The organism is Pseudomonas sp. PA-7-1E (genome assembly GCF_021605325.1).
GTDB classification, from domain to species: domain Bacteria; phylum Pseudomonadota; class Gammaproteobacteria; order Pseudomonadales; family Pseudomonadaceae; genus Aquipseudomonas; species Aquipseudomonas fluorescens_BV.
On the sequence record NZ_WKFA01000003.1, the window covers coordinates 201048 to 213721 of the forward strand.

Genomic DNA, 12674 nt, shown 5'->3' on the forward strand with positions numbered 1-12674 from the left:
CCTTATTGAACGGCTTTGCGCGGCGCCGACGGGTCGGCGGGCAAGGTAAAAGAACGTAGATCGATCGTCGGCGCACTGTCGGCACCCAAACGATGATCCAGAATAAGCAGCTTGGCCTGGGCCAGGCCCTGGCTCAGTTGGCCCAGGTACTGTTCCAGCACGAAGGCTTGGCCCGCAGCGGCGTAGGCTTTTTGTTCGGCGGCAAAGCGCAGGTTCGCTGCTTGGGCGCCGGCATTCACTTCGCGGGCACTGGCCTGGGCCTGATCGCGGGCGGTACTGGCTTGAAGCAGCGCCTGGTTGGTCTGTTCGCTGGCGGCACCGCGTTCACGGGCGATCAAAGCCTGGGCGCCAATCTGCGCGGCTTGCACACCGTGATAAGCGTTGGCGGCCCCGGCCGGCGGATGGATCGCCTCGACCACCGTGGCGAGGATTTCCACACCGCTGTCGAGGGTTTGCAGGTCGGCTTGCACGCTGCGACCAATCTCGTCGGCGAGGCTGGTGCGCTCCTCCCCGAGTAGTTCATCCAGGGTGCGCGAGGCAAAATCGTGCACCAGGATGCGGCTGGCGGTGCTGCGGATCAGGGTCGGGATATCCGCGCTGTTGTAGGTGGCGGCAAGCGCAGCCTGATCGGTGAGGCCGATGCGGTAGACAAAGCGCACGTCCATATTGACTATCTGGAAGCCCTGCTTGTCGCCGCTGCTGCTGGCAATAACCTGGGATTTGTCATTCACATGGCTGGCGTCCCACAGGCGGTTGGCGATCAACGGCGCCGGGCCTTCGGCTGCGGCCAACTGCGGTGTGGCGGCGTCACTGACGCTGGTCGCCAGCTCATGCACCACGCCGTTTTCCACGTTCAGTACGCGGCCCAACGGCCACGGCAAACCCGCATGCAGCCCGGGGCCGAACACCTCAACCGGTTTACCAAAACGCTCATAAATCCCACGGCCTTGCAGGGGCACTTCATGCACACCGGTCAGCGCCCAACCTACCGCCAGCACCACCAGCAACACCGGGAAAAACGCTCGGCGCATGTAAGTGAAGGCCCAGATCTGGCGCAGGTCGATGCCAAAACGGTTGTGCAGTTCATGCTGCAACGCCAGCAAGGGTTGCGGCGGCCAACGCAGCAGGCCGGCGATAAAACTCTGCGCCATCAGGCGCGGTTCGAGACGCGGCTGGCGCGGGCTGAACAGCGAGAGCACGCCCCTGAGCAGGAATTCCAGCGCGACCAGCGCCGGCAGGAGCCCGATGAAGGTGGCCAGGCGCAGCGGCCAGACCGACTCCGCATTGGCAAACAGCAGGCAGATCGCGCTGAGCACCAGGCAGATAATTGCCATCCGGCTCAACTGCGCCAGTTGCGAGGCTTCCGGCCATTGGGCGGCAGTTTCCTGGGCCAGGCGGCGTTCGAATACCAGCAGGCCAAACGCCAGGGCCAATGCGAGCGCTGCGCCAATACTTGCCGATTGCCCGATGGCAGCAGCGGGCAAGCCCAGGTTCCAGAACTGCAGGATGCTGACCAGTGCCAGCAACGACCAGCCGCCCAACCACAGCACCGGTGCGCCAATCTGCGCCAACAGGCCGTTGCCGAACCGGTTGATCAGGCCCTTATGCCAGGGTGTGGGCTCGATGGATTGTTCGACCGCTTCGCCGCGCGGCACTTCCAGCGCCTGGGCACGCCAATCGGCCACCCACCAGGCCGACTGCAAGCCGGCCACCAGCAGCAGCAAGGCCGACGCGCAGTTGATCAATACCACCGGCCAGATCGACACGGGTGCAAACAACGCTACGAACAGCGCCAATATCCAACCACTGAGGGCCAGGGTTGTCAGGCCGATACCGGCCTGGCGCAATCGACGGGCGTGGAACAGCCCCTGCTGAAAACGCGCGAGGCCTTCAACCGAAGCCCCGTCAGCCTCTAGATCCACTTGCATCTGCTCAACGCCCACTTGTACACAATTCGTTACGATATAACACGAAGCGTGAAATTTTTGTTCTCAACCCCGTTCGCACATTTAGGTCGAGGAGCACTCGCAAAATATCCGTCGGCTGTCCGGCCTTCACAGAGTTACCTCAGGGCACGTCGGGCACTGCTACCTTGAATGACTCTACGCATGTTTCGCCAAACACGATGGGCAACCCGTGAGACAGGGTTGCGCGCCGCACGGCGCAAGTCTCGCTCTACTGCTCGAGTCAAAGCCTCCAGGGACGGGCTCCTAACCATCGGAGCGGGTTCGAGAACAGGCTGAGGCTCGACATGAACCTCTATGATGTCAACGTCCGCCCCCAGTTGATAATCGTAAACTTCCTGTCGCGTGATACCCGTAGCACGCAGGCCGAAAGCAGTCATGATTCTCTGAGTTGAACGGCCATTGCCCTCACTGGCCAAAAACCGCTCCAGCATGCCTTCCTGCTGCTGCGTAGCAAGCAGAGCCTCATTGTTTTGAACGTTCCAGCGCACAATGGCTTGCGGTAAAACACCGTAAAAATTGTTATGCCTTGAAATCATTTCATACTGATGCCAGGTAACGTCGGTAGCATTGGGCCCCTCTACTGGCGCACGGTAGTTTTCCATCAAGCGCCAGCGGCCGGGCAAGAATTCGTTTCTGAACCGATACCTGCCTGGGATTGAAGCAGACGTGTAAGTAGACTCAACGCGGTGCTCGCCATACATACGGTGAGTCATGCTCCTCTCCACGGCGTCCCGGCGCTCGGCGGCGACGTGAGCATCCACGTCACGACGCCGGAATGTCTCTGGATTCTGTCGATAAGCCGGAACATGGGCACTGGAGGAATTATCCGAATAGTCGTCGGCGACTTCCGGAGCCCTGCCATCGTGGTCTCGATACCGGAGCGGATTATTTCGGACCATTCGATACAGATTCAGCCCATCGATTTCGCCCGAGGGATCCGGGTTGATCCAGCGCATCAGCCATGGCGCATAGTAACGCGAACCGTAATAGTACAATCCGGTCGCATCCCGCTCTTGGCCTGAATAACGGATGGTCTTGCCATTAACATGAGTCTGACTTCTGGCCGCCCACCACGCTGTACCACCGAAGGGGTAATACCCCTCATGACTGATCACGTCACCATATTCATCGAGTTCCAACGCAACGCTGCCCAGATGGTCATCAACGTTGTAGCGCCACTGTGGGACAGGTAGTCTCTTGCGACCGTTCGCTCGCCAGTTTAACCGTCGAACTTGACTGCGCCCTAACGCCACGCTGATGACATGCAGGACTTCTCCCGTCGCCGTATCGCTGTGTATCTCCAAACCCGGCAGATACATGACCTGGGCCACATGCTCAACAGACTTTGCCTGCCACACTCGTACCTTGCGTCCACGCTGCCCAGTGCCATGGTAGAAATACCGTTCGTTATCCGCAGGCCCCGCCTTGCGCAGCACCTGGGTGACTTGGTGCAATTGATTACGGGCGTCCCATGTCATCCTCTGCGCGCCGTCCAACATCAACAAATTGCCGTTTGCATCAAACCCATTGGCTAAATCCGGTGGATTCATCTCATCGGCCATGTACATGCTTCGATTACTACGCTCGGCTGTCTTCATCATGCGCAAGGGTTCGCTGCCATGCTTGAGCGTGATTAGATTTCCGCCGAGGTCATAGGTGTAAACCTGCGTGTAGTTACGCAACCGACTCGCGTCACCTCCTCCTGGTAGTACAACACCGGGCAGGCCAGGCTGAATGCCGGCCAGGACGCTTTCCCGTCCGGTGGCCTCAATCAAATGGTAAAGCGTGTCGTAGCGATAAGTGCTAACGGGGACAATTCGTTGAGAATCAAACCATTGGGTTGGTTGTGCCCGGTCCTCCAAGCATTGCAGGTTACCCACGGGGTCCCACTGATAATGTAGGTCCTGGAGTACTTTATCCTGCCGGATTGTGTTCAGTCTTAATAGTCGCCCACTGCGGGCGTCGTAGCCGGGCCGGGAAATGACACCATTACCCGCCAGCTGGGATTCGACTTGACCACAAGCGTTATAGCGGACCGCGCTGAGCAGCAATTGCTCCGGTTTTCCATCCTCAGTCAGACTGGATTGAACCAGTTCACCCGCCACGTTGTAGCAATGGCTCTGCACATTCGCCAACGCATCGGTTTGGCGGAGCAACTGATTCAACGCATCGTGATGCCATTGCGTGAGATACCGCATTGCCGCGCCTTGGTGATCTGTCTCCAATAACGCGTCGCGCTCATCCAAAGACTCAGGCCAATCCGCGGGTACCAATGCCTTGAGAAACTGTTGAGTCTGGCCTGCAACGTGCCCCAGCAAACCGTAATCGACAAAAACCTGGCTGCCGACCCCATCGTCATGCCGAACCAGCCGACCGCAACGATTGCCCATTTCAGTCGATGATCCGTACGTCAGCCGCTCGACGAAGGTCTGGAGAGTGGTCGCTGACTCTTCGCTCACACTAACCTGACGTATTTGGGAGTCATAGCACACCCGCCGGACAGTACCCCGCCCATCCCAACTATGCAGCGTTTGAGCTGCGTCGCCCACAAGGTTGACACGCCAGCCCGCATCTACGCTTTCAACACGCAACTGCTGGCCCGACAGACTATGGGTCATAACTTGGTTGGGCTCCCCTGTTTCACCACCCGTTGCCCACAATCGCGTGTCCCATTGTGCATGCACTCGACCAAGGACATCGCGCGAATACCTTTCGGTACGTGCCTGCAGTGCCTCGTCTAATGTCTGTCGGTGATACGCAACGACCGCTACTTGCAACCTACGCGCGTCTGTCACCCTCAGAGTCGGTGTCTGTCGGTGCAAAGTCGAAGACATTTGCGACCCTCTGCGTGTGTAGAGATGTAACTATAGACACGAACTCGATCACCTGCTGTTGAGGCCCATAGGACGCTCCCACAAGCGGTGATTGATTATGCTCAAGAGCGTGACTAATCCCCTATAAACACGAGCCATCACTGGTGTCGGCTGCGATTAGTCGGCACACTTCAGACAGTTTTTCGCGGGTTCACGGACAAGGAAGCGCCCCCCCATGATTTCCATCTACCAACTCAAGCCGCGTTTTCAAAACCTGCTGCGGCCTCTCGTGCAGCGCCTTTATGACAACGGCACCACCGCCAACCAGATCACCGTGCTGGCCGGGGTTGTTTCCCTGCTGGTGGGGCTGTTGATCGCGGGCTTTGCCCAACACCTCTGGCTGTTTGCACTGATCCCGCTGTGGATGATTGTGCGCATGGCGCTCAATGCCATCGATGGCATGCTGGCCCGGGAATTCGGCCAACAGTCGCGCCTCGGTGCTTACCTCAATGAATTGTGCGATGTGATCGCCGACAGTGCGCTGATCCTGCCCTTTGCATTGATCCCCGATGTGAGCCTGGCGCCGGTGCTGCTGGTGACGCTGCTTGCGGTATTCAGCGAATACGCCGGAGTGCTGGGGCCGATGGTGGGCGCGTCGCGCCGTTATGACGGGCCCATGGGCAAGAGTGATCGGGCGTTCGTGCTCGGGGTGCTGGCCACGGGCGTGGCGCTGGGCTGGCTCGGCGCCGGTTGGGTGGAGGCGGTGATGTGGCTGGTCGCCGCCCTGCTCGCCTATACCTTGGTCAACCGGGTGCGTCAGGGCCTCAAAGAACAACAATCTCTCCCTTCTGCATAAGGATTTTGCGATGCGCGAACAGCAACAGCACACCTTCAGTACCCATGATGGCGTCGAGCTTTTCTATCGGCACTGGCCGGCCACGGCAGGTGTCGGGCCGCGCAAGGCGATCCTGTTGTTCCATCGCGGCCATGAGCACTCGGGGCGTATTGCCCACCTGGTGGATGAACTGGGCCTGCCTGAATTCGACTTCTTCGCCTGGGACGCCCGTGGCCACGGCCAATCCCCAGGCGAGCGCGGCGACAGCCCCAGCTTTGCCACCAGCGCCCGCGATGTGCAGACTTTCTGTGACCACATCAATGCCACCTACGGCATCGAGGAGGAAGGCATCGCCGTCATCGCCCAAAGCGTCGGCGCGGTGATCGCGGCCACCTGGGTTCATGATTACGCGCCAAAAATCCGCGCCCTGGTGCTCGCCTCGCCAGCCTTCAAGGTCAAGCTGTACGTGCCCTTCGCCCGCCCCGGCCTGGCACTGATGCGCAAGTTTCGTGGCAACTTTTTCGTCAACAGCTACGTCAAGGCCAAGTTCCTCAGCCATGACCCCGAACGCGTGGCGTCCTACGACAGCGATCCACTGATCACCAAGGCCATTTCGGTGAATGTGCTGCTGGGCCTTTACGAAGCGGCCGACCGGGTTGTCGCCGACGCCCAGGCGATCCAGGTGCCGACCCAACTGCTTATTTCGGGCTCCGACTTTGTGGTGCACCGTAAACCCCAGCAGCAGTTCTTCGACCGCCTCGGCAGCCTTAAAAAAGAGCTGCATATCCTCCCCGGCTTTTTTCACGACACCCTCGGCGAACGTGATCGCGCCGTGGCGGTGACCAGCGCCAAGCGCTTTATCTTGCAGAACTTCGCCCACCCGCTGGACCGCGCTTCTTTACTGGATGCAGACAAACTTGGCGCCACGTGCGCCGAATCCGAATCCCTCGCCGCGCCGTTGCCACGCAATTCACTGCGCGACCTGTACTGGCGCATGACCCGCGCCAGCATGGGCCTGGGCAAGAACCTGTCGGATGGGGTGAAGCTGGGCTTCGACACCGGCTTCGATTCCGGCAGCACCCTGGACTACGTGTATCGCAATAAGCCTACCGGCAAGGGCGGGCTGGGGCGGATGATCGATACCAACTACCTCAACTCCATCGGCTGGCGTGGTATTCGCCAGCGCAAGCTGAACGTCGAAGAGCTGCTGCGCCTGGCCATGGCCAAGCTGCGTGATGATCACCGCGAAGTCCGTATCGTCGATATCGCCGCCGGCCACGGCCGTTACATTCTTGAAGCCTTGCAGGGCGTCTCGCCGTTGCCGGAGTCGATCCTGCTGCGCGACTACAGCGATATCAATGTGCGCGACGGTGGCGCGCTGATTCGCGAAAAGGGTTTGGGGGACATCGCCCAGTTCGTCAAAGGCGACGCGTTCGACCGCGCCGACCTGGCCGCCCTCGACCCCAAGCCGTCCCTGGCCGTGGTGTCTGGCCTGTACGAATTGTTCGCCGATAACGCCATGGTCGGCGGTTCACTGGCGGGCCTGGCCGAAGCCGTGGAGCCAGGTGGTTACCTGGTCTACACCGGCCAACCGTGGCACCCGCAGTTGGAGCTGATTGCCCGTGCGCTTACCAGCCACCGTCAGGGTCAGGCTTGGGTGATGCGCCGGCGCAGCCAGGCGGAAATGGACCAACTCGTCGAAGCAGCGGGCTTTCGCAAGATCACCCAGCGCGTGGATGAGTGGGGCATTTTCACCGTGTCCCTGGCACAGAAGATCTGAACATGCGCGAAACCGGTTTATTGAAACCTGCGATGCTTTGGCTGCTGCTGTTGGCACCGCTGTTTTTCAGCACCTACGGCTTCGCCACCTGGGTCACCAGCCAGCGCAGCGACGTCGGCACCCTGGTGTTCGGCTGGGAAACACACATGCCGTTCTGGGCATGGACCATCGTGCCCTACTGGTCCATCGACCTGCTTTACGGCTTCTCGTTGCTGCTACCCAACACGCGTCATGAGCTCAAACAGCATGCGCTGCGCCTGCTGAGTGCGCAGGTGATAGCCGTGAGTTGCTTCCTGATCTGGCCACTGCGCTTCACGTTTGAGCGGCCGGAACTGGACGGTGTGTTCGGTTGGTTGTTTGCGGTGCTGGCCGGTTTTGACAAGCCCTTCAACCAGGCGCCTTCGCTGCATATCGCGCTGCTGGTGATCCTGTGGGTGATGTACCAACGGCATACTCAAGGATTCTGGCGTTGGGTGGTGCACGGCTGGTTCGCGCTAATCGGGGTTTCGGTGCTGACCACTTATCAACATCACTTTATCGACTTACCCACAGGCGCCCTCGCGGGGTGGTTGTGCGTGTGGTTATGGCCGATGGAGCACCCGAGCCCCTTACTGAATGCACGGCTGACGCGGGATAACCAACGATGGCGGCTAGGGATACGCTATGGGCTGGGCGCAGTGATACTGACAGTGCTGGCCTGCTTATGCGGTGGCGCTTGCCTGTGGCTGCTATGGCCTGCGGTTTCTCTGGGGTTGATCACGGCCAACTACCTCGTACTCGGCGCGTCGGGCTTTCAAAAACGTGAGGATGGCCACCTTACGCCTGCGGCACGCTGGTTATATGCACCTTATCTGGCGGGCGCCTGGATCAATTCGCGGCTGTGGACGCGCAAACATCCTCAGGCCGATCCGATTGTGGATAACGTCTGGCTCGGGCGTATTCCTGCCACCCGCGAGCTGGGTTCATTCAAGGCCATTGTCGACTTATGCGCCGAACTGCCGATTAATCCACAGGGCCGTGCTTACGCCTGCGTGCCCGTGCTGGACCTGATCGCCCCAACCCCCGACGAATGCTTGAAAGCGGCCCACACCATTGAACGCCTGCAAGCGAGCGGCCCCCTGTTGGTGTGCTGTGCCCTCGGTTACTCACGCAGCGCCACCGCCGTCGCCGCCTGGCTGTTGAACACGGGGCGAGCCACCACGGTTGAGCAAGCGCTGGCTATTATTCGTACAGCGCGGGCCGATGTGGTCCTGCACCCCGAACACCGTCAAGCATTGGAGGGTTTGCCAAATGCCTGCTGATATGGAACTCCAGGTCGTCGCCAGCCTGTTGCGCCGCGGCCGCTCCCTGGATCAGTTATCCACAGGCCTGACGCTGCTAGGCGTGCTGTTTGGCCTCGCCCAGCTGCTGTTGGCCAGCATTTCCACCATTTGTCTGCTGTTGGCCCTGTGGATGATCGTGCTGGGCCTGCTGCAAAAGTATTGGGCGCTGCGGGTGGCCTTTGACGCCGACCTGTTCGCCCTGCTCGCTCGCGACACCACCCGCACGCCAGACCTGGACCAGGCCCTGCAAACCCTTGGCCTGCAATCGCCCAAGCGAGCCGGTCGGCCATGGACTGAACGCCGTCGCGGCGCCCTCAAACTGCTGCGTAAACAAGCCTGGCTGCTGGGCGCGCAAGCGCTGTTGACCCTGGGCGTCATTCTCGCCAGCCCTTGGCTACCTTTCGCCGGATAAGGAATTCCCATGTTCGAACCCGTGGTCGCCACGCTGATTACTTCCATGGCCCGCACCGTCACTGGCGCCCGCAGCCTGTGGCTGGGGTGCGCGCCGGTCCCGGTGCAGCGGATCTACTTCGCCAACCACAGCAGCCACGGCGACTTCGTCCTGGTGTGGGCATCACTGCCGCAGAACCTGCGCAAATTCACACGCCCGGTGGCTGGCAGTGATTACTGGAACAAGAGTGCGCTGCGCCGCTACATCATCAATCGAGTGTTCAATGGCGTGCTGATCGACCGTGAGCGCAAGGACCCTGTGGACAACCCATTGCAGCCCATGCTTGCGGCGTTGGAGGGCGGCGATTCGCTGATCATTTTTCCCGAAGGCACGCGCAATCTGGAGGATGGCTTGCTGCCGTTCAAAAGCGGTTTGTACCACCTGGCAAAGAGTTACCCACAGGCCGAGCTGGTCCCGGTGTGGATAGCCAACCTGAACCGGGTTATGCCCAAGGGCCGCGTATTGCCACTGCCCTTGTTATGCACCACCAGCTTCGGTGCCCCCCTGCAACTGGAAGAAGGCGAAGACAAAGCCGACTTCCTTGCCCGCAGCCGCGACGCCCTGCTCGCCCTTGCCCCGGAGCATTCCTGAGATGGATAGCCAAACCCTGATGTTATTTGGCGGCATCGGCGCGATCCTGGTCATCGCCTCGCTGATCGGCCTGATCCTCAAGCTGCGCACCCGTGGCAGCCCGAATGCCGTGATCGACAACCTCAACGCCCGCATCAACGCCTGGTGGGTGATGGTGGTGGTGATCGGCATCGCGTTCTGGCTCGGCACCGGCGCGGTGATCCTGCTGTTCTACGCGGTGTCGTTCTACGCCCTGCGCGAGTTCCTCACCCTCACGCCCACCCGACGCAGCGACTACCCGGCCCTGGTGGCCGCGTTCTACCTGGCCCTGCCGCTGCAATACCTGCTGATCTACGCCGACTGGTACGGGCTGTTCTCGATCTTCATCCCGGTGTACGTGTTCCTGCTGCTGCCGATCCTCGCCTCCCTGGGCGGCGACAGTACGCACTTTCTGGAACGGGCATCGAAGGTGCAATGGGGGCTGATGATCGCCGTGTTCTGCGTGTCTTTCGTCCCGGCACTACTGACCTTGGACATACCGGGCTACGAAGGCCGCAACCTGCTGCTGATCGCCTATCTGGTGATCGTGGTGCAACTGTCGGACGTATTGCAGTACGTGTGCGGCAAGCTGTTCGGCAAACGCAAGATCGCGCCCAACCTGTCGCCATCGAAAACCGTGGAAGGGTTTGTGGGCGGAATTCTGCTGTCCTCCTTGATCGGCGCGGCGCTGTGGTGGACCACACCGTTCAATCCCTGGCAGTCGTTTCTGATCGCGCTGCTGATCAACTTGCTGGGGTTTGCGGGAGGGATTGTGATGTCGGCGATCAAGCGTGACCGCGGTGTGAAGGACTGGGGGCACATGATCGAAGGACACGGCGGGATGTTGGATCGGCTGGATTCGGTGTGCTTTGCGGCGCCGATCTTCTTTCATCTCGTGCGCTACTGGTGGACCTGACCCACCCCTTTCTCAAACCCGATGGAGATCAAAATGTGGCAGCTGGCTTGCCTGCGAAAGCGGTAGTGCAGTAACAGATGCAGCGACTGACACGCCGCCTTCGCGGGCAGGCCCGCTCCCACAGGGGATATGCGCCTACCTGTAGGTTTTATGGTGCTTTCAATGCCTCTAGCCAATGATCTCGATATAACTAGACTCTCCGCCTCCGGTCGCACCCGATAGCCAGCCCCAAACGAAACTCAGGGTAGTGCGCCCTGCGTGATCAACACCTAACGTGCCTCGTGACCACCCTGCGAGCAGCTCCCCGTCCAGGGTGACGCACTGATAAAGCAGCTCGATAGTATCTGGGCCGGTCACCCGCCCGACCTGCGTTCCCAGGCGAATTCGGCCCCCCTGATAAATGCTCGAAATCACCCCGTCTTCGACTTTGTAATGAAACACGGTGCCGGTACCGGACAAGCCTTGCGCGTTATTCGCGACCACAAACCGACGATTGTGCAGACGTGCGTGGACGGTAGCAGAAGGGCTTTGCATCAATACGCATCCTTGAATTGAGCGAATCCAGAACGAAAAAAAGGGGCTGTTTAAAACAGCCCCTTGGTTAACAACAACATAGTTTGACACAGCACCTCGCGTAAATCGGGGTCTGTACAACGACTCGGGGTAGAGACAACAGCAATATAGACTGACACAGATGGACTGAGCTTCAAATACAGGGTCCGGCTTTTCACAACATAGTTTGACACGAACAGTTAATGTAAGCAGTCATGAAGGGGGATCGCATAAGCTGAGGCCTTCAACACAAGCTCAATGCGATGTTTAAGTCTGTGCTCACCCTACGGCCGGCGCCAATAAGCACATAAACCGTATTTTTCGTCTCAAATAAGCACGCGTGAGTGAAGGAAACCCCCAACGTTGTTCTGACCCAATCGCCAGGTTGGAAGCGGCCTCTGCTGTCTTGGATAACGGTTAAAGCGTAAACCAGAGCAGGGATTAGCTCTCTATCGGCGATCGCTTGCCGCTGAGACGTTGTAACGTCGAGATCTAATATCGCCCATTCAGAAACAAGACAATAGGCACGGAAAGGAAAATGCAGATTGGCGAGTGCCACAGCATCTGAATTGGCGAGTTGGCACCCGCCTATTTCCTCACCTGCGGAAAGCACTGAGATAAAATCATCCAAATTCATCCGTTCCTCCAGTCGATCAATACACCGACTCGAACGAGAATCATCAATCAGCATAGCTCCAAGTGAACCGCCCGGTTTCAATGCCGACGAATAGCAGCAACGTCATCTCACCCTTGACCTTTACACTCCCTCTACCTCAATGAATGGGATGATTTCTTTAGGTGGCGTCACCGCACAAAGCGGTTTGCGCCAGTAGCCCACGCTATGCCACTGGCTGTGCTTGTACCCAACTTCGGGGTAGGTGCCGATGTGGGTAAATCCGAGCGCTTCATGGATACCTATGCTTCCTGCGTTAGGTAAGGCAATGCCGGCATAGGCTGCATGAAACCCCTGTTTTTCGAGGAGCGGTAGAAGTCGCTGATAAAGCGCACGACCAAGTCCTTTTCTGTGTACCGCAGGGTCGATATAGACGGTGACGTCTACCGACCAGCGATAAGCTTCCCTGGCTCGATGCTGACCTGCGTAAGCGTATCCAACGACCTTGCCTTCTACCTCTGCGACCAGAAAGGGATATATCGGCACTGTTGCGGCTATTCGTGCTGCCATCTCATCAACCGTCGGTGGTATCAACTCGAACGAGATGACTGTGTCCAAAACCATTGGCGCATAGATGGCCTGGACGGCAGATGCGTCATCAGATGTCGCAACCCTCACTTTGTAGTTCATGTCTTTCTTTGCTGCCCCGTAAAGAATCGTGTTTGAAGGGCTGCCACTTGCCGGGTTTTCAGCCCTTTAGAATGTCGCGTTAGATCCGTGAGCTTCGCTTGGAACAGCGCGGTTACCAGCGTGACG

General features: G+C 59.2%; 11 protein-coding genes. 6 read left to right on the plus strand and 5 right to left on the minus strand.

The genetic code is table 11. The annotated features are described in order from the left end of the window. Positions 1–2 precede the first annotated feature (2 nt). On the minus strand, positions 3–1928 hold the full coding sequence (hflK, locus tag GIW79_RS03480) for a protease modulator HflK (RefSeq protein ID WP_054896112.1): 1926 nt from the start codon (positions 1926–1928) through the stop codon (positions 3–5). Between the two features lie 134 nt (positions 1929–2062). Then, complete coding sequence (locus GIW79_RS03485; protein WP_236453473.1) at positions 2063–4585, minus strand: RHS repeat-associated core domain-containing protein; 2523 nt, start codon at positions 4583–4585, stop codon at positions 2063–2065. A gap of 430 nt (positions 4586–5015) precedes the next feature. Between GIW79_RS03485 and GIW79_RS03490 the strand changes: the two genes are divergently transcribed. The 6 genes from GIW79_RS03490 to GIW79_RS03515 are packed head-to-tail and all read left to right on the plus strand — an operon-like array spanning position 5016 to position 10693. Further along, on the plus strand, positions 5016–5636 hold the full coding sequence (locus tag GIW79_RS03490; protein WP_014720578.1) for a CDP-alcohol phosphatidyltransferase family protein: 621 nt from the start codon (positions 5016–5018) through the stop codon (positions 5634–5636). Positions 5637–5646: 10 nt separating this feature from the next. Next, positions 5647–7395 carry a bifunctional alpha/beta hydrolase/class I SAM-dependent methyltransferase gene (locus GIW79_RS03495; protein WP_198790692.1) on the plus strand — a complete coding sequence of 583 codons (1749 nt, stop codon included), beginning with the start codon at positions 5647–5649 and terminating at the stop codon, positions 7393–7395. A 2-nt stretch (positions 7396–7397) separates the two neighbouring features. Further along, on the plus strand, positions 7398–8696 hold the full coding sequence (locus GIW79_RS03500; RefSeq protein ID WP_089041557.1) for a phosphatase PAP2/dual specificity phosphatase family protein: 1299 nt from the start codon (positions 7398–7400) through the stop codon (positions 8694–8696). Then, a complete protein-coding gene (locus GIW79_RS03505) occupies positions 8686–9129 on the plus strand; it encodes a hypothetical protein (protein ID WP_054896098.1) in 444 nt (147 codons plus the stop codon). Before GIW79_RS03500 ends, GIW79_RS03505 begins: the two co-directional genes overlap by 11 nt. Positions 9130–9138: 9 nt before the next feature. Beyond that, positions 9139–9759, plus strand: a complete 621-nt coding sequence (locus tag GIW79_RS03510) for a lysophospholipid acyltransferase family protein (protein ID WP_034129175.1) — start codon at positions 9139–9141, stop codon at positions 9757–9759. Between the two features lies 1 nt (position 9760). Next, positions 9761–10693 (plus strand): phosphatidate cytidylyltransferase, encoded by a 933-nt coding sequence (locus tag GIW79_RS03515; protein ID WP_034129176.1) that lies wholly within the window; start codon positions 9761–9763, stop codon positions 10691–10693. Between the two features lie 168 nt (positions 10694–10861). Here the strand turns inward: GIW79_RS03515 and GIW79_RS03520 are convergent, their stop codons facing one another. The 3 genes from GIW79_RS03520 to GIW79_RS03530 all read right to left on the minus strand — a co-directional run bounded on the left by GIW79_RS03520 (position 10862) and on the right by GIW79_RS03530 (position 12548). Beyond that, a complete protein-coding gene (locus GIW79_RS03520; RefSeq protein ID WP_054916983.1) occupies positions 10862–11227 on the minus strand; it encodes a hypothetical protein in 366 nt (121 codons plus the stop codon). Between the two features lie 262 nt (positions 11228–11489). Beyond that, the gene (locus GIW79_RS03525; protein WP_062386179.1) at positions 11490–11882 is read right to left on the minus strand and encodes a DUF6957 family protein; all 393 of its coding nucleotides are present in this window, start codon (positions 11880–11882) and stop codon (positions 11490–11492) included. A gap of 120 nt (positions 11883–12002) precedes the next feature. Continuing rightward, entirely contained in the window at positions 12003–12548 is a 546-nt protein-coding gene (locus GIW79_RS03530) for an arsinothricin resistance N-acetyltransferase ArsN1 family B (protein WP_062386180.1), read from the minus strand. Between the last annotated feature and the right edge of the window lie 126 nt (positions 12549–12674).